At 71.7% G+C, this 21,860-nt stretch carries 16 protein-coding genes; 5 read left to right on the plus strand and 11 right to left on the minus strand.

Features of this window, described 5'->3' with window-relative positions:
- Nucleotides 1-45: 45 nt before the first annotated feature.
- On the minus strand, nt 46-1,221 hold the full coding sequence (locus LL648_RS26880) for an MFS transporter (RefSeq protein ID WP_232665520.1): 1,176 nt from the start codon (nt 1,219-1,221) through the stop codon (nt 46-48).
- A gap of 88 nt (nt 1,222-1,309) precedes the next feature.
- Nucleotides 1,310-1,924 (minus strand): NAD(P)H:quinone oxidoreductase, encoded by a 615-nt coding sequence (gene wrbA, locus LL648_RS26885; protein WP_232665521.1) that lies wholly within the window; start codon nt 1,922-1,924, stop codon nt 1,310-1,312.
- Nucleotides 1,925-2,045: 121 nt separating this feature from the next.
- Here wrbA and LL648_RS26890 point away from each other — a divergent pair, with 121 nt between their 5' ends.
- Complete coding sequence (locus tag LL648_RS26890) at nt 2,046-2,948, plus strand: LysR family transcriptional regulator (protein ID WP_232665522.1); 903 nt, start codon at nt 2,046-2,048, stop codon at nt 2,946-2,948.
- Nucleotides 2,949-2,957: 9 nt separating this feature from the next.
- On the opposite strand, the gene LL648_RS26895 is transcribed toward LL648_RS26890, so the two are convergent.
- Both LL648_RS26895 and LL648_RS45395 read right to left on the minus strand, forming a co-directional pair.
- Nucleotides 2,958-9,404 (minus strand): non-ribosomal peptide synthetase, encoded by a 6,447-nt coding sequence (locus LL648_RS26895; protein WP_232665523.1) that lies wholly within the window; start codon nt 9,402-9,404, stop codon nt 2,958-2,960.
- Nucleotides 9,405-9,408: 4 nt separating this feature from the next.
- A complete protein-coding gene (locus tag LL648_RS45395) occupies nt 9,409-12,450 on the minus strand; it encodes a non-ribosomal peptide synthetase (protein ID WP_232665524.1) in 3,042 nt (1,013 codons plus the stop codon).
- A 291-nt stretch (nt 12,451-12,741) separates the two neighbouring features.
- Here LL648_RS45395 and LL648_RS26905 point away from each other — a divergent pair, with 291 nt between their 5' ends.
- Both LL648_RS26905 and LL648_RS26910 read left to right on the plus strand, forming a co-directional pair.
- The gene (locus LL648_RS26905) at nt 12,742-13,665 is read left to right on the plus strand and encodes a sigma-70 family RNA polymerase sigma factor (RefSeq protein ID WP_232665525.1); all 924 of its coding nucleotides are present in this window, start codon (nt 12,742-12,744) and stop codon (nt 13,663-13,665) included.
- Nucleotides 13,666-13,693: 28 nt separating this feature from the next.
- Nucleotides 13,694-14,134, plus strand: a complete 441-nt coding sequence (locus tag LL648_RS26910) for a YybH family protein (protein ID WP_232665526.1) — start codon at nt 13,694-13,696, stop codon at nt 14,132-14,134.
- A gap of 78 nt (nt 14,135-14,212) precedes the next feature.
- Here the strand turns inward: LL648_RS26910 and LL648_RS26915 are convergent, their stop codons facing one another.
- The 5 genes from LL648_RS26915 to LL648_RS26935 are packed head-to-tail and all read right to left on the minus strand — an operon-like array spanning nt 14,213 to nt 18,175.
- Nucleotides 14,213-15,142, minus strand: a complete 930-nt coding sequence (locus LL648_RS26915; RefSeq protein ID WP_232665527.1) for a phosphotransferase enzyme family protein — start codon at nt 15,140-15,142, stop codon at nt 14,213-14,215.
- A 9-nt stretch (nt 15,143-15,151) separates the two neighbouring features.
- A complete protein-coding gene (locus LL648_RS26920; RefSeq protein ID WP_232665528.1) occupies nt 15,152-16,135 on the minus strand; it encodes an LLM class flavin-dependent oxidoreductase in 984 nt (327 codons plus the stop codon).
- Entirely contained in the window at nt 16,132-16,458 is a 327-nt protein-coding gene (locus LL648_RS26925; RefSeq protein WP_232665529.1) for a TIGR04076 family protein, read from the minus strand. The genes LL648_RS26920 and LL648_RS26925 overlap by 4 nt, the downstream gene beginning before the upstream one ends.
- Nucleotides 16,455-17,942, minus strand: a complete 1,488-nt coding sequence (locus tag LL648_RS26930; protein ID WP_232665530.1) for a sodium:solute symporter family protein — start codon at nt 17,940-17,942, stop codon at nt 16,455-16,457. The genes LL648_RS26925 and LL648_RS26930 overlap by 4 nt, the downstream gene beginning before the upstream one ends.
- Nucleotides 17,942-18,175 (minus strand): DUF3311 domain-containing protein, encoded by a 234-nt coding sequence (locus LL648_RS26935; protein ID WP_232665531.1) that lies wholly within the window; start codon nt 18,173-18,175, stop codon nt 17,942-17,944. Before LL648_RS26935 ends, LL648_RS26930 begins: the two co-directional genes overlap by 1 nt.
- A gap of 133 nt (nt 18,176-18,308) precedes the next feature.
- On the opposite strand from LL648_RS26935, the gene LL648_RS26940 reads away from it, so the two are divergent.
- Both LL648_RS26940 and LL648_RS26945 read left to right on the plus strand, forming a co-directional pair.
- The gene (locus LL648_RS26940) at nt 18,309-18,845 is read left to right on the plus strand and encodes a helix-turn-helix domain-containing protein (protein ID WP_232665577.1); all 537 of its coding nucleotides are present in this window, start codon (nt 18,309-18,311) and stop codon (nt 18,843-18,845) included.
- A 98-nt stretch (nt 18,846-18,943) separates the two neighbouring features.
- Entirely contained in the window at nt 18,944-19,810 is an 867-nt protein-coding gene (locus tag LL648_RS26945; RefSeq protein ID WP_232665532.1) for an alpha/beta fold hydrolase, read from the plus strand.
- Nucleotides 19,811-19,913: 103 nt separating this feature from the next.
- Here the strand turns inward: LL648_RS26945 and LL648_RS26950 are convergent, their stop codons facing one another.
- The gene (locus tag LL648_RS26950) at nt 19,914-21,296 is read right to left on the minus strand and encodes a VWA domain-containing protein (protein ID WP_232665533.1); all 1,383 of its coding nucleotides are present in this window, start codon (nt 21,294-21,296) and stop codon (nt 19,914-19,916) included.
- Nucleotides 21,297-21,305: 9 nt separating this feature from the next.
- Nucleotides 21,306-21,860 carry a GNAT family N-acetyltransferase gene (locus tag LL648_RS26955; RefSeq protein WP_232665534.1) on the minus strand — a complete coding sequence of 185 codons (555 nt, stop codon included), beginning with the start codon at nt 21,858-21,860 and terminating at the stop codon, nt 21,306-21,308.

Below are 21,860 nucleotides of genomic sequence, written 5' to 3' on the forward strand. Positions count from 1 at the left end.
GATGTCGCGGAGTGAACCGCAGCGGTGCGGCATGGTGCAGGTCGGTCACCGCGCGTGCTGCCGTCGTGCGGCGGCGACAACGACCAGCCCCGCCGCCGCGACGCACGCGCCGACCGCGGAGGGGCCGGCGAAGCCGAGGCCCGACGTGATCGACAACCCGCCGGCGTAGGCGCCGAGCGCCGCACCGAGGTTGACGGCGGATCCGCCCGCGGCGGCGGCGAGTGAGGGCGCACCGGCCGCCTGGTCGATGAGCCTGGTCATGAACGGCGCGACGATGGCGAACGCCGCCGCACCCACCACTGCGAGCGCCACGACCGCCACCACCGGGTTCGAGGCTCCGGCCGCGAGCACGGCCAGCCCGGCCGCGAGCACCGCAAGCGATCCGCCGAGGCTGCCGAGCTGCGCGCGAGAGCCGAGCCGGCCGCCGATCACGTTGCCGGCGAGCAGCCCGACCCCGAAGAGCGCGAGCAGTGGGGCGATCGCGGCGTCCGGGAAGCCTGCGACCGAAATGAGCAGTGGCGTCACATAGGTGAACATCGCGAAGAGGCCGCCGAACCCGGCGAGCCCGATGGCGAGGGTCAACCACACCTGCACTCGGCCGAAGGCTGCCAGCTCCGCGCGCAGCGTCGCCGCGACCGGTGGGGGTGGCAGCGCCGGCACCGCCCGGCTGACGATCACGAGGCTGACCGCCGCCAGCGCGGCGAGCACCCAGAACGTGGAGCGCCACCCCAGCTGCTGGCCGAGCAGCGTGCCGAGCGGGGTGCCGACGATGTTGGCCGTCGTCCCGCCCGCGAACACGATCGCGATCGCTCGCGCCCGCCGCTCCGGGGCCACCAGCTCGGCTGCGACGACCGACGCGATCGGCAGGAACGCGCCCTGCCCGAGGGCCCCGAGCACCCGTCCAACCATCAGCGCGGGATAGTTCGACGCCAGCGCCGCGACGAGGTTGCCGATCACGAAGACCACCGCGGCGGTGAGCAGCAGCGCCCGCCGGGGCGTCCGGGTACCGGCGGCGACGAAGATCGGCCCGCCGATCACGATCGCCAGCGCGTACCCGGAGATCAGCAGCCCGGCCGCCGGGATCGAGACACCGAGGTCGATCGCGACGGACGGCAGCAACCCGGCGATCACGAACTCCGCCGTGCCCATCACGAACGCGCTGGCCGACAAGGCGACCAACGCGGCCGCGGAAGTGGGCCGCGCGGACGTCGTCGTGCTCATGTGTGCTCCTCGAGAACACGCGACAACGACGGCATCACGAATGCGGAAACGCGATTCGGCAATGCCGTCGGAGCCGACGGAGTGGGGTTCAGGCTGCCGTGCGCAGTGGGGCAAGAGCGGCTGCCAGGTGCGCGAGCCGGCCGCCTTGGAAACGGGCGGCGTTCAGCAGTTCCTTGGACGGCTCGCCCTCACCGGAGACGCTGCTGAGCCCGTACGGGTTGCCGCCCGCCGCGTGGATGATGTCGTAGTCGACGTAGCCGGTCGGCACGATGATCGAGCCCCAGTGGTAGGCGATGTTGTAAAGCGCGAGCAACGTCGACTCCTGCCCGCCGTGCCTCTCCGAGGTGCTGGTGAAGGCGGTGAACGGCTTGCCGGCGAGGTGCCCCGCCTCCCAGATGCCGCCCGTCGTGTCGATGTAGCTCTTGAGCTGCGCCGCGATGTTCCCGTAGCGGGTGGGGGTGCCGACGGCGAACCCATCGGCCCAGACGAGGTCGTCCGGCGTGGCGATCGGGACGTCGGCGGTGGCGTCGGCATGAGCGCGCCAGGCGGCGTTGCGGTCGAGCGCGTGTGCGGGGGCGGTCTCAGCGGTGCGCAGCAGCCGGACCTGCGCCCCTGCTGCCGCCGCGCCGTCGGCGATCGCCTCGGCGGTGGTGTGCACATTGCCGGTCGCCGAATAGTAGACAACTGCAATCCGTGACGGCACGGTTGCTCCCCCTTCTCGGGCATTCATTCTGGTGTGTCGGAAATTTCTCCGATCCATCGTGGCGAACCCGGGTTGCGGTGAACAAGGACGCATTTCTTTGCGCAGCGTGTAGTGTCGCTGCATGGTCGAGGGGATCGAGCTGCGCGAGATCCGCACGTTCCTCGCCGTCGCCGAGGCGCTGCATTTCGGCCGGGCCGCCGAAAAGGTGGGCCTCACACCGTCGCGGGTGAGCCAGTCGGTGCGGGCGTTGGAGTCGCGCCTCGGCGGGCTGCTGTTCGAGCGCACCAGCCGGAAGGTGGTGCTCACGCCGCTCGGCCAGCACCTGTACAAATCGCTCGCGCCGGCGCACCTCGCGGTGGTGCAGGCGCTGCGCTCGACGCAGGACGCGGCGCGTGGTGTCGCCGGCACGTTCCAGCTGGGCATGTTCGATCCGGCGAGCTATGCCGCGCCCCACCTGGCCGACCTCATCCGGGCCTTCGAGGCGCTGCACCCGGGATGCCAGGTCGCGGTGCGGGAGATCGCGATGGAGGACCAGCTGGAGTGGCTGCGGTCCGGCGAGGGCGACGCGCTGGTGCTGCGGCTGCCGAACGCGGCGCCCGACCTGACCATCGGGCCGGTGCTCACCGACGAGGACCGGGTGCTCGCGGTGGCGGTCGACCACCCGATCCTGCAGCGCGGCGAGATCGACGTGGAGGATCTCGCCGACTTCACCGTCACGGACATGCCTCAGATGCCTCGGGAGACGATGGACGCGTTCATCCCTCCGCGCACGCCGTCGGGGCGGCTCATCCCGCGCCGAGAGGTCCACCGGTTCAGCGAGCTGCTCCCGCTCGTGGCGGTGCGTTCGATCGTCCACCCGACGGTGCGGTCGTTCGACAAGTACCACCGGTACCCGGGCGTGACGTACGTGCCGATCACCGGGATGCCCCGTTCGCGGACCGCGCTGGCCTGGGTCACCCGGTCGTTCAACGCACGCACGGCGGCGTTCGTCGAGGTGGTGAAGGAGTTGCTCGGCGATCGATAGGCGGTGGGCTCAGCCGCCGAGCACGCACGCCGCGAGGAACTCCGGGCGCGTGACGTTCAGGTAGTGACCGCCATCGGGTGCCACCCGCACGTCGAGGCGGCCGAACCGGGCCCAGTGCCCGGCCGCCTGCTCGTGGCCGCGGACGAGCGGGTCGTCGAGGGCGTAGACGACCGTGATCGGGAGCACGGCCGGTTCCGGGTTGCGAAGGGCCGCGGCGAAGGCGTGGCTGGCTTCCGCCGTGTCGTAGCGGAAGGCCCGCGCGAGATCGGACCGGTCGGCCTCGGCAAGCCCGTCGAGCTGGTCGAACCCGGTGTTGGCCACCAACCACCGCAGGATCTCGCCCTCGCTCATGGCCATCACCTCGGTACTGGTGTGCTCGCGGGGGTCGATCGACCGGAGCACCTTCGCCACGATCACGAGCCGTGCGACCCCGACGCCCCGCTCGTGCAGCACCCGCCCGGCAGTCAGCACCGGCCCGGCGCCTGCGCAGTGCCCGAGCAGCACGACGGGACCGACGGCTCGGGCGGCGATCTCCGCGGCCAGCTCGGCACCGAGCTGCTCGGCCGGCACGGCAGGCCGCGGATCGTGCTCCACCCGCCCCGGCAGCTCGACACCGAACACCCGTGCCCCGGCCGGGTGCAGGTGCCGTGCGAGGTCGAGGTAGCTCGCGGCACTGCCACCGGCGTAGGGCACGCAGACGATCGTGGACGTCGGGTCGAGCCCCTCGGACCCCGCCGCGGCGGTCAGGTCGACCAGCAGGTCGCGCGCGGAGCCGCCGCGGTCGCGCAGGTGCCGGACGAGCCCGCGGGCGGTCGGGTGGGCGAGCAGGTCGCGCACGGTGGCGCCGCCGCCGAGCGCGACCGCCACCTTCATCGCGGCGACGGAGTGCCCACCGGCGTCGAAGAAGTTGTCGGTGACACCGATGTCGTCGACCGACTTGCCGATGGCCGAAGCGAACGTCGCCAGCATCAGCCGCTCGTCCGCGTCGGCTGGCTCGACCGGTTCGTCGCGCACCCGACCGCCGACCATCCCTGCCAGCCGGGCGCGGTCGACCTTGCCGTTCGCGGTGAGCGGGAACGCGTCGAGGTGCCGCACCGAATCGGGGTGCATGGCGGCCGGCAACGTCGCGGCCAGCGCATCGCGGAGGTCCCGGACGGTGAGTCGGGCGCGGCCCGTGTGGAACGCGGCCAGCAGCTTGTTGCCGTTGACGTGCTGCACTACCACCGCCGCCGCGTCGACACCCGGCAACCTGCGCACGGCGCCCTCGATCTCCGCGAGCTCGATCCGGAAGCCGCGGACCTTCACCTGGTGATCAACGCGTCCCGCGCAGTCCAGCACGCCGCCCGGGAGCCACCTGCCGATGTCACCGGTGCGGTACATCGTGGCCGAGCGGTCGTCGAGGACGTTCGGCTGGAAGGCGGCGGCGGTCCGGGCCGGATCGTTGACGTACCCGGCGCCGACACCTGGCCCGGTCACGATGATCTCGCCGTACGTGCCGACCGGGCAGCGCCGGCCGCTGCCGTCGACGACGTGCAGCCCGGTGTTGAGCACCGCCGTGCCGACCGGGACGCGGTCGCCGTCGACGGGCCCGCGCATCACGTGGTGCGCCACATCGTCGGACGCCTCGGTCGGCCCGTACGCGTTGACCAGCGGCGTCGAGAACCTCGCGAACCACCGTCCGGTGAGGTCGGGCGGCAGCGCCTCGCCCGTCACCACCGCGCAGCGCAGCGCCGGCAGCGCAACGGGGCGGCGCTCCAGCTCGGCGAGCACGGCGTCGAGGTGGGCGGGCACCAGCTCCAGCACCGTGACCTCCTCGCTCGCGAGGGTGCGCACCAACGCCCCCGGCTCGGCGGCCACCTCGTGGTCGACGATCACGGTCCGGCCGCCGACCAGCCAGGCGGCGATCAGCTGCCACACCGAGATGTCGAAGCACTGCGTGGCGACCTGCGCGATCCGGTCGCCCGCCCCGAGCTGCAGGTCGACCTGCTTGGCCAGCAGGTGGTTCAGCATCCCGAGGTGGCGGATCACCGCGCCCTTCGGCTCGCCGGTCGAGCCCGAGGTGAAGATCGTGTACGCCGGGTCGTCGCGATCGGGGCGGTCCGCGTCACGCAGCGCACCACCGCCGCTCGTGGCCTCCACGGTCACAACAGCGGGCATCCCGTCCTCGACGCCCGCGAGCCCGGTCCGGACCGCGGCCGCCGCGGCCGCCGCGACGACGACGTGCCGGCTACCGCTGCGCCGCACGACCGCGCCGAGCCGCGCCATCGGCGTCGACAGCTCCTGGGGTAGGTACACGGCACCGACCTTCAGGAGCGCGAGCACCGTGACCGCCCAGTCGACACCCCTGTCGAGCACGGTCACCACCATGCTGCCGGCGCGGACCCCGTCGGCCCGCAGGTGCCCGGCGACGGTGGCGCTGATCTCGTCGAGCTCGCGGTAGGTGAGCCGGCGCTCGCGGTGCACGAGCGCCACCTCGTCGGGAACGGCGGCGACCTGCTCGGCGAAGCGGTCGACGAACGTCCCCGCCGGCAGGTCGAGCCTCGCCCCGGACGCGCCGGTGATCTCCACGAGCTCCGCGGCGTCGAGCAGCGTCCCTGCATGCACGTCGAGGTGGGGGCGGTGACCGAGCAGCGTCAACGCCTTCGCGTAGTACCCGCCGATCCGCGCGATCCGCTCGGCGTCGAATGCGGCGGCGTCGTAGTGCAAGGAGAGCTGGACGGCATCGGTGATCGCGTCCTGGGCGAACTCGGCGCGGAACGGGAACTCGGTCTGCGCGTTCACGATGGACCGCACCATCCCGAACCCGTCGCGCGCGGAGAGCTGCTTCAGCACGTGGAAATGGGTGAAGTTGAAGACCGACTCGAACAGTGGTTCGCGGGTGCCGGCCGCTCGTTTCATCTCCGCCATCGGGAAGCGCCGGTACGGCAGCAGCTCGGTCTCGGTCCGGTAGACGTCACGAGCCAGGTCGGCCCAGGTCCCGCGGACCGCAACACCGAACGGGACGGTGTTGAGGAACAGCCCCGCCAGCCGCTCGCCGCCCTGTACCTCGGGACGGCCGCTGTGCTCGTACCCGGTGCGCACCGCGTCGCGGCCGCAGACGAAACCGAGCACGGCGACGTGTGCGGCGAGCAACACCGACTTGAGCGGCACGTTCAGTGCGGCGGCCGTGCTCGTCAACGCAGCGCTGAGCGTGCCGTCGACCGCCACGTCGTGGATCATGACGCCGGACCCGCCGGATCCGTCGCTGCCGTCGAGCCGCGGAATGCGGGCGTTCTCGAACCGGTCGAGCACACCGAGCCAGAAGTCGCGCTGCTCCGTCGACGCGGTGGCCGCGCGCTCGGCGCGCAGGAAGTCGGTGTATGCGGCGGCGGGCTGCCCGGTCGGCCGGGCCGGCTCGGTCGGGCTGTCCAGCAAGGCGAAGTAGTGCTCGAAGACGTCGCGGTGGATGGTGTTGACGCTCCACCCGTCGAGCGCGGCGTCGTGGTAGCTCAGCGTGTACCGGTAGCCGCGCCGGCCGAGCAGGTGCAGGTGCACGCGCACGAGATCGGGCTCGCCTGCGCGGAACCCCGCTGCAAGCTCCTCGGTCCTGAACGCCCGGAGCCGTTCGTCCTGCTCAGCGGGCGCGCATCCGGACAGGTCGTGGACGGTCAGCGGGCACGGCACCTGCCGGTGCACCACCTGGACCGGCTCGGTGAAGCCACCGAGGTGGAACGACGTCCGCATGATCGGGTGCTGGGCGGTCACCGCGGCAACCGCCGAGCGGAAGGTCTCGACGTCGACCGAGCCGTCGATGTCGTAGCCGAGCACGTCGTGGTACATGCCGGAGTGGGGCACCGCACGTTCGGCCTCGTAGAGCAAGCCGACCTGCAACGCCGACATCGGGTACGCGTCGACGGCATCGGCCGGCAACCGACTTCTGTCCTCATCGGACAACAGAACGAAGGGCTCCGGCCTGGCGGGCGGCTCCGTGTCGCTCTCCTGCCGCGTGACGACGTCGGCCAGCTCCGCGATCGTCGGGTTGGCGAACAGCTGCTGGAAGGTCATGTCGAGCCCGGCGGCGCGGGCCGCGGCCAGCACCGCGATGAACCGGATCGAGTCGCCGCCCAGCGCGAAGAAGCTGTCGTGCACGCCGACCCGCTCGACCCCGAGCGCGTCCTGCCACGTTCTGGCCAGCGCCCACTCCACGTCGGTGCGGGGCTCGACGTACCCGCTGCCGGCCAGGCCGGGCGCGGGCAGCCCACGCAGGTCCCGCTTCCCGTTGTGGCCGGTCGGGATCACGTCCACCTCGACCACCCACTGCGGGACCATGTACGACGGCAGCTCCTCGGCGAGGGCCGCTGTGAACGCCGCTGCGTCGAAGCCGCCGCCGGGGACGACGTACGCGCACAGCGCCCGCTCCCCGCCGTTGTTCCCGCCGTCGCCGACCACCGTGACGGCGCACTCCGCCACCGCCGTCAACCGGGATGCGACGTGCTCGATCTCGCCGAGCTCGATCCGGTAGCCGCGGACCTTCACCTGCGAGTCGATCCGGCCGAGGAACTCCAGCAAGCCGTCGCCGCGCCAGCGGGCGAGGTCACCCGTCCGGTAGATCCGGCCCAGCTCGGGGTGCTCGACGAACCGCTGCGCCGACAGCTCCGGCGCGGAGAGGTAGCCCCTGGCCAGCCCGGCGCCGCTGATGCACAGCTCGCCCGGTGTGCCGATCGGCGTGACCGCGCCGGAAGCACCCAGCACCCACAGCCCCGTGTTGTCGATCGGGCGGCCGATCGGGACCGCGCGGCGCAGGTCGGCCTCAGCCGTGTCGAACCAGCTGACGTCGACTGCGGCCTCGGTGGGGCCGTAGAGGTTCACCAGCCGGGAACGGTCGAGCAGCTCGCGGAACCGCGCGACCTGGGCGGAGCCGAGCGCCTCGCCGCTGGCGAACACCGTACGGAGCCCGGCCAGCTCGTCGCGCCCCTCGACCGCGTCGAGGTAGCCGAGGAAGGCCTGCAGCATCGACGGCACGAAGTGCACCGTGGTGACGCCCTGCTCGGCGATCCACGTCACGATGCTCCGGGGATCGCGCTCCGCGCCGGAGGGCAGCGTCGCCACCGCCGCTCCGGCCAGCGACCACCAGAAGATCTCCCACACCGACACGTCGAACGTGAACGGTGTCTTGTGGAGCACGACGTCTCCGTGGGTGAGCGGGAAAGCGCGTTGCATCCACGCCAACCGGTTGACGATCGCCCGGTGCTCGATCATCACGCCCTTCGGGACACCGGTGGAGCCCGAGGTGTAGATGACGTACGCGAGATCGTCCGCGGTGCCGACCGGCGCGGGATCGGCGGCGTCCGCGGCGAGGACCGCCGGATCGTCGACGTCGATGATCCGCGGGCCGATGACCACGGCACGGGCGGTGCGGTCGCCGATCACCATCCGGGCGCCGCTGTGCTCGACCATGAACTCGATCCGGCGGCGGGGGAGCGTGGCGTCGATCGGCAGGTAGCAGCCGCCCGCCTTGAGCACGCCGTAGATGGCGACCAGCTCTGCGCGCGACCGGGGCAGGCAGACCCCGACGACGTCGCCGCGGCCGACCCCGAGCTCCCGCAACCGGTTGGCCAGCCGGTTGGCGTCGCGGTTGAGCTCGGCATACGTCGTCCCGTCCTGGGTGACGGCAACCCGGTCCGGGTGCAGATCGGCCTGCTCCTCGAGGTACGAGTGCAACAGCCGCGTGGCGGGGAACGCGCGCCCGGTCGAGTTGACGGCGTCGATCTCCGACCGCTCGCGCTCGCTCGCTGCGAGCAGCCGGGTGACGTCGGTGCCGGGGTCGGTGAGCACCGTGTCGAACGCTTCGGCGTACGCGGTGGCGAGCCGCGCGGCTGTGGCCGCGGTGAACATATCGCTCCGGTAGGACACCACCACGTCGGCGCCGTCGACCGCGATGTGCACGGTGCACCCGAGCTCGGCGGCGTCAGCGGCGGTCACGACCCCGGCCACCCCGACGGCGACGTCCGTCGGGCGCACCCTCGCACGCTGGTAGAGCGTCCAGAGCGGCACCCCGGTGTGCGGCGCCACCGCGAGGTACGCGGCTCGGGTGGCGGCGAGCAGCTCCCGGAACGTGCCGGTGACCTCCACCGTGAGCGGCATGGCGACCACCGCGGCGCCCTCCGGAGCCGGCACCACCACCGTCACCACGACCTGCCCGGTCGCGCGGGCCACCACCAGCGCCGCGACCGCGGCGTGGAGGATGCGCAGCAAGGACGGCTCGCCGTTCGTGACGACCCCGGCTCCCTCGACGGCCGGATCCGCGAGCCGGCACCGCGCGCCTGACATGAGCGCCGCCGGGGCTTCCGCCGATCGGCCGGGCAGGTCGCGCACGAGGACCATGGGTTCGGGGGACCGCGCCACCGCCGCCTGCCAGAACCGCGCGTCCTCCGGGTCGGCCTGCAGGGTCCGCTGTCGCTCGAAGATGGTGGACATACCGCTAGAACCTGAAGTCCGCGACGGACACCACCGGTGCGTCGGCGGTGCGTCCGAGCACCGGGTCGTCGGGCCGCTCGGTCAGCTCTGTCAGCGTCGTGACGAACCGGTCGAGCAGGTGATCAGCGGAATCCGGCGCGTAGAGCTCGCTGGCGTACTCCAGCTGCATGGCCAGCCCGTCTGGCCGGCGGAAGACCTGCAGGTTCAGGTCGAACCTGGTCGTTCCCGGGTTGCGCAGCTCGACGGAGACGTCGAGACCAGCAGGTGTGATCTCGGCGAACCCGAGGCGCTGGTAGGCGAAGAACGTGTCGAACACCGGGTTGCGCGAACGGTCCCGCGGCCCACCGAGCCGGTGGACCAACCGGTCGAACGGGTAGCACTGGTGGGTCATCGCGTCGATCTGCTTCGCGGCGAGCTGAGCGGCCAGCCCACGCAGCGTCGTGGTGGCCCCGATGCGGGCGCGTAGGCACACCGTGGAGACGAACATGCCGACCACCGATTCCAGCTCGGGTCGGCCACGCCCGTTCATGGGCGTCCCGACGACGATGTCGTGCTGCCCGCCGGCGCGGGCCAGGGTGCCGACGTAGGCGGCGAGCAGCACGGCGAACGGAGTGGTGCCGAGGCCGCCGGTGAGCGCGTCGAGCTCCCGCGTGCGGTCGGCGCACAGCGATCGATGGGCCACGGCACCGCGCACGGCCCGGTGCACGCCGCGCGGGCGGTCGGTAAGCAGGTCGATGCCGCTGGGAGCGCCGGCCAGCTCGGAGAGCCAGTACGCCTCGGACGCCCGGTCCGGTTGCGCGTTGTGGCTCCACTGCGCAGCGGAGGAGTAGCTGACGGCCGGCGGCCCGAGGTCGGCGCCGCCGTAGAGCTGGAACAACTCGTCGACCAGCACGCGGAGCGAGATCCCGTCGACGACGATGTGGTGCGCGTCGAGGTGGAGGTGGTGCAGCCCTGGTCGGTCGGCCACGAGCAGCCCGCGGATCAGCGGCGGACGGTCGAGCGCGAACGGGCGCACGAATGCGGCGGCATCGGCGGCGGACCCGAGACCCAGCTCCGCCGTGACCGGTTCGGCGAGCTGGCGCACACCGGCGTCGGTCAGCAGGAACCGCATCCGCAACGCGTCGTGGCGCGCTACGAGCTCGGCGAACGCGGCACGCAGGCGGGCCGGGTCGAGCGGACCGCGCACCGTCACGACGGCTGGCACGTTGTAGGCGAGCGACCGTGGATCGACCTGCCACAACGCGTACATGCAGACCTGCTGCGGATGCAGGTCCACCGGCGTTCCGTCCGGCACCCGCGGGATCCGCGCAGCGGCGAAGGGTGCCGCTGCCGCCACCGCAAGGCTCATCGCGGCGAGCGTCGGTGACGCGAACGCGCCGGCGAACGTCAGCGACTTGCGCAGGCCGTGGTTGACCCGCCCGACCAGTGCGCCGAGGCTGAGCGAGTCGCCGCCGGCTTCGAAGAACGACTCCTCGGGGTCGATCGTGTCGGCGTCGATGTGGAGTACGTCCGCCCACAGCTGCGCCAGCTCGCGCTGCTGCGGGGGCCGCTCGCTGCCGTTGCCTCCACCCGTGCCGTTCGGGAGCTGCAGCGCGGCGAGGTCGACCTTGCCGTTGGCGTTCAGCGGGAGCCCGGGCACCATCACGATCTGGTCGGGGACGAGGTGGCGGGGCACCCGGGCCGCGAGCACCGCGCGCACCTGCGCCGCGGACTGATCGGTGCCGGCCACGTAGGCCGTCAGCCGCTTCAGCCCTGCGGCTCCGGTCGCGCGGACGTGGCAGTCGGAGACCCCCGGCACCGCGCGCAGCACGGCGGTCACCTCGCCGAGCTCGACCCGGTGGCCGCGGATCTTCACCTGGCCGTCGGCCCGGCCGTGGAAGTGGAGCACGCCGTCGGCGCTCTCGTGGACGAGGTCACCGGTGCGGTAGAACCGTTCGCCGCCGAGCACCACGAACCGTTCGCGGGTCAGCTCCTCGCGGTTCAGGTAGCCGCGCGCGACGCCGTCGCCGCCCACGTACAGCTCGCCCATGACCGTCGCCGGAACCGGCCGCCGCTGCTCGTCGAGCACGAGGACGCTCGTCCCGCGGATCGGGCGGCCGATCGGGATCGGCTCCGCGCAGTCCATCCGGATCTGGTGGGTGGTGGTGAACGTCGTGTTCTCGGTGGGGCCGTACCCGTTGTGGAGCTCGAGATCGGGTCGGGCGGCCAGCAGGGTCCGCACGTGCCTCGGCGAGAGGACGTCACCGCCGGCCAGCAGCACGCGCAGCGGCGGCGCGAAGATGCCGGGGTCCTCGTCGACGAGCTGGTTGAGCCGCGCCGACGTCACCCAGGCCATGGTCGCGCCGTACCGCGTGATGCATTCGCGCAGCCGCCACGGCACGAGCGCCGTCGCGGTGTCGACGATGCAGAGGCGTGCGCCGTTCAGCAGCGCGGCCCAGACCTCCCACGTGGACGCGTCGAACTCCAGCGCCGACATCTGCAGGATCCGGTCGTCGGAGAATATCTCGACGTACTCGGGGTCGGCGGCCAGCCTGATGACGCCGCGGTGTTCGACGAGCACTCCGCGGGGTCCGCCCGTGCTGCCGGACGTGTACATGACGTACGCGAGCGGCGACGGCCACACGGCGGCAGGAGTCAGCGTGACGGCCGGTGTGGTCGCGACGTCGTCGAGCGCGCACACGAGCGTCGAGGGCGGTGCCACGACCCGGATGACGTCGGCCCCGGCGCCGTCGCACAGCACGATCGCCACCCCGCTGTCGTCGATCAGCTCGGCGAGACGTGCACCTGGGAACGCGGGGTTGAGCGGGACGTACGCGCCACCGGCGAGCACCACCCCGAGCATCGCGACCACGGCGTCGGCCGAGCGTTCGAACGAGGTGCCCACGAGCGTCTCGCGGCGGACCCCGAGCCCGGCGAGGCCCGCGGCGACCGCGGCGGCGCGGTCGTGCAGCTCGCGGTAGGTCAGCGAGCAGGTCGGGGATTCGACGGCGATCGCGTCGGGCCGGCTGCCGACCTGGGCGGTGAAAAGCTCGCCGAGGTCTTTCACCTTGCAACACCCGTTTCGGTACGCAAAACGATTCTTTCTGCGATTGTTCCTGATTCGTTCTCGGGCGCAGACTCGTAGGACCTACGAAAGGGAATCACTGGGTATTCACCGCTTTCGAAGCGGGAGTGGTGGCGCCATGGCGCCGTACATGGGCAATGCCGGAGAGTAATCCTCTGATAACCCGTTGTCCAGTCATTCAAGTTTCGTTATCAAAAACGCCAGAGATTGCTTTCATTGCTCGTGTCATCGAGGGTGGCGTGGTTGTCGGCGCTGAGCGGCATGATGGTTCACGTGGGCGAGCGACGCTTCGACGATCTCGTGGAGCCGCTGCGGCGGGAGCTGCAGCTGCACTGCTACCGCATGCTCGGCTCCGTCCAGGACGCCGAGGACGCCATGCAGGAGACGCTCGTGCGGGCGTGGCGCGGCTTCGAGCAGTACGAGGAGCGGGGCCAGCTGCGGGCGTGGCTCTACCGCATCGCCACCAACCGGTGCCTGAGCATGATCGAGGTCCGCCGGCGCCGCGAGCTGCCGATGGATCTCACGCCCGGCGCGCCGCTCGCCGAGGTCGCGTGGCTCGAGCCGTACCCGGATGCCTGGCTGCCCGCGACGCCGCCCGGCCCGGAGGCGCGCTACGAGACCCACGAGGCCGTGCGGCTGGCGTTCGTCGCGGCCCTGCAGTGGCTGCCCGGTCGCCAGCGTGCGGCGCTGGTGCTGCGTGACGTGCTGGGGATGTCGGCGCGGGAGACCGCCGACGTGCTCGAAGTGTCGGTCGCTGCGGCGAACAGCGCGCTGCAGCGTGCGCGGGCGACGGTGGCCGCCGGGCGCCCCGAGCGCGGCGCGGACGACGTCGAGGCCCAGGAGCTGGCTGCGCGCTACGCGGCCGCGTGGGAGCGCGGCGACGTCGACGCGATCATCGCGCAGCTCAGCTCCGACGCCCGCTACGCGATGCCGCCGCTGCCGGCGTGGTACGCGGGGCATGCGGGCATCAAGGATTTCCTGCAGAGCGGTGCGCTGGACCTGCGCTGGCGGTTCGTGCCGGTGCGCGCCAATGGACAGGCGGCCTTCGGGACGTACGCGTGGCAGGACGGCGGGTGGGTCGCGATCTCGGTCGACCTGCTCGCGATCGACGGCGAGGGCATCGTCGAGGTCATGTCGTTCCTCGGCACCGAGCACTTCCCGCGGTTCGAGCTGCCGCTCTTGCTCCCACACCGATGAGTTCGGCCGGCGCCGCAGGTTGTACGCGGTGACCGAACCGGTACGACTCTCGGAGGACAAGATGGGCGACGACAGCGAGCTGATCCGGAGCATGATCGAGCGCTGGGCGGCGGCGGTGCACGCAGGCGACATGGAGGGGACGCTCGCCGACCGCGCGTCCGACATCGTGATGTTCGACGTGCCGCCCCCGCACCGCGGCGCCCGCGGGATCGAGGAGTACACCGCCACCTGGCCCGGCTTCTTCGAATGGCAGGCGAGCGGCGCGCTCTTCGAGATCGACTCCCTCGAAGTGACGGCCGGCGACGACGTCGCGTTCGCCTTCGCGCTGCTGCGTTGCGGCACCCCGGAGCAGCTGGCGGCCAGCCCCGAGACGCGGCTGCGGCTCACGCTCGGCCTCCGCAAGGACGACGGGCGCTGGCTGGTCGCGCACGAGCACCACTCGTTCCCCGACACGAGCACGGCGGGCTGACCCGCGACTTCCCCACCGTTTTGCCAACCTGCACACCCTGAACGGCGTGCAAGTAGGCAAAACGGTGGGGAAGTTCGGCTACTGGGGCAGCAGTGAGGTGAGCAGGCGGCGCGTGTGCGGCTCGTCCAGCACCTCGCCGACCCACGCGGCCGCGGTGGCCTGGTCGGGGGAGCGCGAGTTGGGCTGCAGCCAGTCGCGTGCGCCCATCTCCGTGATGTGCCCGAGCTGCGCGATCAGCATCGAGAAGTGCCCGGTACGGGTCACGCGGGCGGGCCCGCCCGCAGCGGCGTAGGCGGCGGTGAGCGTGCGGGCCCGTCCGGGATCGGTTCGGCAGTACTCGAACAGCGCGCAGGCCAGCTCCTGACTCGGGTCGGCCCCGCCGCTGTTCTCCCAGTCGATCACGCACAGTCCGCCGTCGGGGGTGGGCAGGAGGTTGTCGGCCCACAGGTCGCGATGGCAGCTGCGCAGCGTCTCGGGGGGCTCGATCCACGACTCCAGCGCGACCAGCTCGTCCCGCAGCGCCGCGAGCCGCCCGACGAACGGCGCGCCGGCAGCGCGCAGGTCGTCGAGGATCGCGTCCCACGCCGCCGCACCGACGGGTTCGCGGTACCACGGGTGCAGCTCACCGGGCTCTTCGAACGGCACGCGGTGCATGGTCGCGATCACCGCGCCGACGAGCTCGGGGTCGACCATCGGGTCGGGCGAAAGCAGGTCGACCCAGCCGTAGACCCGCACCTGCCGGTCGCCGACGGTCGCCAGCACGGTCGAGCCCGTCGTGCGCCGCACCATCGGCGTCGGGACCCCCGCCGCATGGGCCGCCTCCTGGAAACGGGTGGCCGGACCGACCTCGGCCTCGCTGGTCGTGCCGAACGGGACCTTCACGGCCCATCGGCCGTCCGTGGTCTCGAGCTGCCAGACCTCGCCCTGTTTCCCGCGCGCGACGGGCGCCTCGGAGAGGCGTGCACTGCCGCCGAGGTCGAACAGCGCGGCGATATCGGCGGCGTGCATGCCGCCAGCTCACCACACGTGCCGGCGCAGCCGCGGCAGGACCTCGCTCCCGAGCAGCGTGATGCCGTGATCGTCGCTGAGGCCGTGGGGTGTGCCGAACTCGACGCGGGACACCCCGGCGTCGATCAACCGCTGCGCCTGCTCGGCCACGTGTTCCGGGGTGCCGGCGAAGGCGAACCGGTCGAGCATCGCGTCGGGGATCAGCTCGGCGAGCCGGTGGTGCTCGCCGTCGCGGGCGCACCGCTCGATCTCCGGGAGCAGCTCCGCCGGCACGTCGACGGTGGGGTCGAGCGCGGCGACCACGCCGAGGTACATCGCCACCTCGTGCCGGGCCCGCGCACGGGCCGCCCCGGCGTCCTCGTCTACTACGGTCACGGCGCCGGCGACGATCCCGAGCGCGTCGGTGCCCGCCCGCTCGCGGATGACCGCGACCATCTCGGGGTTCGCGGTGCCGCCGACCTTCACCTCGTCGGCGACCCGCCCGGCGAGCGCAACCATCCGCGGTCCCCACGCCCCGATCAGCACCGGCACCTTCGCCCGCCGGGTGGGATAGCTCAGGCAGGTGCCGGGGGCGAGCCGGAACACCTCGCCGTCGAACCCACCCCGATCGCCGGCGAGCAGCATGCCGATCACCGCGACGGCCTCCTCGACCGCACGCACCGGCCGGCGCCGCTCGACGCCGATCGTGTCGAGCCACGCGCCCTGCGCGAGCCCGAGGTACGCCCGGCCGGACGACACGAGGTCCAGCGCCGCGACCTGCCCCGCGATCTCGTAGGGATGCATCGTGAACGGGTTCCAGCACGCCGCGCCCAGCCGCACCCTGGTGGTCGCCTTCGCCATCTCCAGCAGCGGGACGATCGGCGGCTGGAACGTCAGGTCGCCGAAGACGCTCAGCACGTCGAAGTCGAACGATTCCGCGATGCCCGCCAGCTCGGCGTACCGACCCGGCGGCTTGTCGCCCTGCAGGCCGAGCCCGATGCTCGTCCGGTTCACGTGAGCTCGTCCGTGCTGATCCGGACCGTCCCGGTGCGCTCGATCCGCATGATCAGCCGCTCGTCGGGGTCGGGGCAGCAGGCCAGCGAGTCGCGCTCCAGCCAGTCGCCGTCGGGCAGCTTGCGCTGCTTGGCCGGCAGGAGCGGCAGCACGGCCTGCAGCGCGTAGATGCAGAAGTGGTGCCCTTCGGGAATGCGGAGGCGGCAGCTGTCGGTCAGCTCGACGTAGTCGCCGACCCGCATCCCGCACACCGAGCGGCCTTCGATCCGGTCGACGGTGACCCGCAGGTCGTACAGCTCCGTCACCGGGTTCTCGCTGGTCATGACGGCACCGCCGCGGGTACGGCGCCCGGGATGCCGACGGCGATCTCGGCCGGCTCCGGCGCCGGTGTGCAGAGGCTGACGACGACCACCACCACAGCGTTGATCACCATCGCGATCAGGCCCGGCTCCCACTCCGGCATGTTCGTCGACCAGAAGTCGGCGGCGAACGGCGCCAGCAGCGCGACGAACCCCGCCACGATCCCGAGCAGCACCCCGACCGCGGTCGTCCGGCGCCACAGGAAGGCGAGGAAGACGCCCGGCGCGAGCATTCCGATCGCCGAGTACGAGTAGAGCAGGATCTCGACGAGCGACTCGCTGTTGCCCAAGGTCAGCCACACGGCGACGGCCGCGAACGCGATCATCGACAACCGTGAGGCCAGCAACGCACCGCGGTCGGTCAACGCGGGCCGCAGTGGCCGGAGCACGTTGCGGGCGAAGATCGAGCCGGTGGTCAGCAGCAGCACCGAGCCCGGCGCGAGCGCGAGCAGGAAGCACGTCCCGGCGAGCAGCCCGACCACCCACGACGGGTACGTCGTGGCGACGAACTGGAGCAACGCGCCGTTCGAGCCCGCCTCGCCTGGCTGCGTGCCGGCGAGCAGCGCGCCGAACCCGAGCAGGATGATGAAGAAGTAGGCGAGCGAGTAGAGCGGCTGCCAGATCGCGTTGCGCCGGATCGCGGTGGCCGAGCTGGCCGTGAACGACACCTGGAACAGGTGCGGGAACACCCAGTTGCCCAGCGCGACGTTCAACGCCGAGGTCATCAGCCAGATCGTCGTCGTCGGCGCGTTGGGATCGAGCCCAGGCAGCTTGCCGATGCCCGGGTGCTGCTCCCCGACCAGCCGGAACACGTCGAGCAGCGACGACGCGCCGACCTTGCTCGCCACCGTCGCCGCAAGCAGCACCACGACAACCACGACGAGCACGTCCTTGACCGCCGCGGAGAAGACGGCCGAGCGCATGCCGACCACCAGCACGAACGCGAGCATCAGCACAGCGCCGAGCACCACGGCGACGGTCGGCGGCACGGCAGGCCCGAGCGCGAGGCGCACCACGAGCTCCAGGCTGACCAGCTGGATCTGCACGTAGACGACGAGCGCCGCGATCCCGACGACACCGGTCACGACACCCAGCCACGGCGCGCCGTACCGGGCGGCGAAGAAGTCCGGCTCGGTGATCAGCCCGTGCCGCCGGCCCGCCTTCCAGATCTTCGGCATGAGCCAGTAGCCGATCGCGTAGCTGAGCGACACCGACGTGAACGCGAGGTAGGCGGGCGCGCCCATCGCCCAGGCGTAGCCGGAGATGCCGAGCAGCGCGAAGATCGTGTAGATCTCGCCGGCGTTCATGAACCAGAAGAGCAGCGACCCGAAACCGCGGCCGCCGACGGCCCACGTGGTGAGCGTCGGTCGGGTGCTGGTCCGGCGGCCGTACGCGATCGAGCCGATGGCCGTGCCGATCACGATGACGAGCACCAGCGTGATGGCCATCAGTCGACCTCCTCGTCGACGATCCCGGCCTTGCGGTCGAGCACGAAGACCGTGCCGATCACCGCCGACGTCAGCAGGATCCCGAGCATCTGCCAGAACATCGGGAACGGGATGTGCAGCGGCGCGACCGGGACCTCGTTGACCACCGGGATGAACGCCACCTGCCAGACGAACGGCAACACGAGCAGCCAGCGGTGGCGAGTGGACCGGCGGGCGGGCGTGGTTGCGGCCACAGCGGCTCCTGGGATGAACAAGTGTGCAGTGAGACTGCACAAGGTGCGGCGACGGTACGGTCAGTGCTGCACATTGGTCAAGCACATCGGTCAAGCTCTGCAAAGATGTGCAGGCACACTGCATGGGGTGACGATGATCGGTGACCAGCTCCGCGAGCTCCGCAGCACCCGTGGCCTGAGCCTGCGCGCGCTCGCGGCCGAGGCGGGCGTCTCCGCGACGTTGCTCAGCCAGGTCGAGCGCGGCGTCACCGAGCCGAGCCTGGCGACGCTGCGCAGGCTCGCGGCGGTGTTCGGCGAGTCGGTCGCGTCGCTCTTCGAGGACCGCGCAGCCCCCTCGGTGTGGCTGAGCCGCCCCGGTGAGCGGTCCGTGCTGCGCGGGCCGCGGGGCCAGATCGGGTACGAGCGGCTCACTCCGGGCAACGGGCAGATGGAGGTGCTGCGCGGCGTGCTCGAACCCGGCGAGGCGATCAGCTCCGAACCGTGGAGCCACGCGTCGCTGGAGTGCGCGTTCGTCGTCGCGGGGACGCTCACCGTCGAGCTCGACGGCGCGGCCCGCACCGTCGCGGCGGGGGAGGCGCTCACGTTCGACTCCCGCCTGCCCCACCGCTACCTGAACACGGGCGCAACAACCGTGGAGTTCCTGATCTCAGTGGCGCCACCCACCCCGTGACCGTCGACAACGACGTTCTGGCTGTTCTGAAACGTTCCAAACAACCAGAACGTCGTTGTCGACGCAGTTCCGTGCGCCGCAGCTGGCACGATCTTGTGATGCACGTCGAACGTCACGGCACCGGCTCTCCCACCGTGCTGCTCGAAGCGGGGGTGGGGCACCACAGTGCCTATTGGGGTGTGGTGCCGGAGCTGCTCGCCGCGACGACGTCGGTGGTGACCTACGACCGGCGGGGTTACGGCCGCAGCCCCGCCCGGCGGGCCGCGCCGAGCGTGGCGTCATACCTCGCCGATCTGGAGGCGGTGCTGGCGCTGTGCGACGACGGTCCGTTGGTGCTGGTCGGGCACTCGCTCGGTGGGTTCCTGATCCGGGCCGCGGCGGCTGCCCACCCCGAGCGGGTCGGCGCGCTGGTCTTCGTCGACAGCGCGACGGAGAACGAGATGGACGGTCTCCCGGAACGCGCGCGGCGGCTCGACGCGCTAGGCCCGTGGCTCATGTTGATCAATGCCGGCGTGGCGGCGACCGGCCTCGCCAGGTTGCCCGCCGTGGCTCGCCGCGTGGACCAGGAGTTCGCCGGGTTCCCACCGCGGCAGCGTGCGGCGATCGTGGCCGACCAGGCGAGCACCCGGCACTGGCGGACGGCGAGCGCGGAGCTGCGGGCGTACGGCGGCTTCCGCGACCACGCGCTCGCACACCGCGCGGACCCGGTCTTCGCGAAGGTGCCGGTCACCGTCATCACCGCAACCGTGTGGCCCGACGCCATGAGTCGCCAGCTCGGGATGTCGCCCGCCGAATACCGCGATCAGCACCTGCGCAGCCAGCGCGAGGCGTTCGAGGCGCTGGCGCCGGAGGCCAGGTTCGTCGCCGCCGAGCGGAGCGGGCACGTCGTGCAGCACGACGAGCCGGAGCTGGTCGTCACGGAGGTCGAACGCCTCGTCGCGGAGTTGCGGCAGCCCGCCGGCTGACCACCGGCCAACAACTTCCCCACCGTTTTGTGCACTTGCGCGCCGTTTCGGCGCGCATCCACCCAAAACGGTGGGGAAGTTCGGGCCGCCCGGGCCGCTGCGGTCAGACGGGGAGCAGTCCCGCGTTGCGCGCGGCGGTGAGCCAGCCGGGGTACTCGGTCATGAGCAGGTCGTAGAGCTGCTCGTCGGGGATGTTCGACGGGTCGTTCACACCGAAGAAGTCGGCGTTGTCGATGGCACGGCCGGGCAGGTCGTCGAGCGACTCCAGGAACGTGAACTGGCTGTCGGCGAGCCGGGCGAGCAGCCCGCGCTTCGTCCCGGTGGCGTCCACCGACTTGCTCGACGGGCCGATCGCCATGAACTGCCAGAAGATCGGTTCGTGGGAGGAATACCGGAGCTGGTCCTCGGTCGACTTCCGGTCCTGCGTCGCGCCGTCGGTGACGAACATGACGTACACCGGGTAGCTGTCGGCGAACGGCTGGTTGCGCGGGCCCGAGCCGCCGAAGTAGCGCTCGCGGATCAGGCGCATCGCCGCTGCGTAGTTCGTCCCGCCCTCCAGACGCCGGCGGGAGATCATGGTCGGCACGTAGCTCGCGTGGTTCGCGAGGTTCACCGGCGGTTCCTCGTAGCCGTGCTCGCCGAAGAGGAAGACGTCGACCTCGCCGTTGTCGTCGAACCGCAATCCGAGCGCGAGGATCCGCTCGACGAGCGCCTGGATCTTGCCCGACCGGTACAGGCTCGTCATCGAGGCGGAGATGTCCAGGCACAGTGCGACCCGTGCGGTGTGCTCGCCGAGCCCGCGCTTCTCCAGGCTGACCGCGGCGCGCTTCGTCAGGTCGAGCAGCTGGGGCGACTGCGCGCCCACCCGCTTCTCCATGTCGATCAGCTTCTGCTTCTTCAAGCTGACGCCGGGCTGGGCGGGTGCCTGCGCCGGAGCGGCGGCGGGCTGGGCAGCGGGCTGGACGGTCGGTTCGGGGGCCGGCTCTTCGTCGATGGAGACCCCGAAGTCGGTGGCGAACCCGGCGAGACCACTCGCGTACCCCTGCCCGATCGCCCGGAACCGCCACGCGCCCGAGCGCCGGTACAGCTCACCGAGCAGGAACGCCGTCTCCGCGGCCGCCCCGTCCACCGCGTAGCGGGCGAGGGTCGTCCCGCCGGAGGTGAGCTCGACGACCAGCCCCGACACCTCGCGGAACGGTTTGCCCTCCGCCGAGGCGCCGATCACGATCCGCTCGACCCCGGTTTCGACGCCGGGCAGGCGCACCTCGAGCGAGTCGGTCCTGGTTCCCGCGCCGGCGTGGCTCACGGCGCCGCTCGGGTGCTGGGGCTGCCCGTAGAAGACGAAGTCGGCGTCGGTGCGCACCTTGCCGTCGCCGCCCAGCAGCAGCGCTGACGCGTCGACGGTCGGGCCCGCCGCCCAGCTCACGACGACCGTCGTGGCCCCCGGCTCGCCGAGAACGACGTTCTGCCCTTTTGTCAGCTCCATGACGGCAGCCTATTGACTCCTCTCCGCCCGCCACTCCGGCGCCAGCACCGACCACACCTCGACGTCGAGTCGTTCGCCGCGGTGGTTGGTTCTCTCGCGCAGCACGCCGTCCCTCGTCATCCCCAGCCGACGCGCGACGGCGATGCTGGCCGCGTTCCCGGCCGCGACGAGCCACTCCACGCGGTGGATCCCGCGTTCCTCGACGGCCCAGTCGATCATCACGCGAACGGCTCGCGTGACGAGACCCCGCCCGACGGCAGCGGGCTCCAGCCAGCAGCCGGCCTCGGCGGTGCCGTTCGCGATGTCCATCGTCCTGAACAGGACACCGCCGACGAGAGTGCCGTCCAACCAGATGCCGGCGATCCGGCCGGCGTCGATGATGGCCTTCCGGGCGTAATCGTCGAGGAAGGCACGGCTGGACGCGGGATCCGTGATGAGGTCGGGGAGCACGATGAACCGTCCGATGAAATCCCGTCCGCGATCCATGTTGGCGAGCAGTTCCGGGGCCCGCCACGGCTCCAGCGGTCGCAGTTCGGCGCCGCTGCCCAGGGAGATCGAGTACAT

Origin of the sequence: Pseudonocardia sp. TRM90224 (assembly GCF_021245725.1) — a bacterium.
Lineage (GTDB): Bacteria > Actinomycetota > Actinomycetes > Mycobacteriales > Pseudonocardiaceae > Pseudonocardia.

Coding starts and splice junctions, on each gene's coding strand:
- LL648_RS26880 (WP_232665520.1), bottom strand. CDS start 1,221: ATGAGCACGACGACGTCCGCGCGGCCCACTTCCGCGGCCGCGTTGGTC.
- LL648_RS26890 (WP_232665522.1), top strand. CDS start 2,046: ATGGTCGAGGGGATCGAGCTGCGCGAGATCCGCACGTTCCTCGCCGTC.
- LL648_RS26895 (WP_232665523.1), bottom strand. CDS start 9,404: ATGTCCACCATCTTCGAGCGACAGCGGACCCTGCAGGCCGACCCGGAG.
- LL648_RS26915 (WP_232665527.1), bottom strand. CDS start 15,142: ATGCACGCCGCCGATATCGCCGCGCTGTTCGACCTCGGCGGCAGTGCA.
- LL648_RS26925 (WP_232665529.1), bottom strand. CDS start 16,458: ATGACCAGCGAGAACCCGGTGACGGAGCTGTACGACCTGCGGGTCACC.
- LL648_RS26930 (WP_232665530.1), bottom strand. CDS start 17,942: ATGGCCATCACGCTGGTGCTCGTCATCGTGATCGGCACGGCCATCGGC.
- LL648_RS26940 (WP_232665577.1), top strand. CDS start 18,309: ATGATCGGTGACCAGCTCCGCGAGCTCCGCAGCACCCGTGGCCTGAGC.
- LL648_RS26945 (WP_232665532.1), top strand. CDS start 18,944: ATGCACGTCGAACGTCACGGCACCGGCTCTCCCACCGTGCTGCTCGAA.
- LL648_RS26950 (WP_232665533.1), bottom strand. CDS start 21,296: ATGGAGCTGACAAAAGGGCAGAACGTCGTTCTCGGCGAGCCGGGGGCC.
- LL648_RS26955 (WP_232665534.1), bottom strand. CDS start 21,860: ATGTACTCGATCTCCCTGGGCAGCGGCGCCGAACTGCGACCGCTGGAG.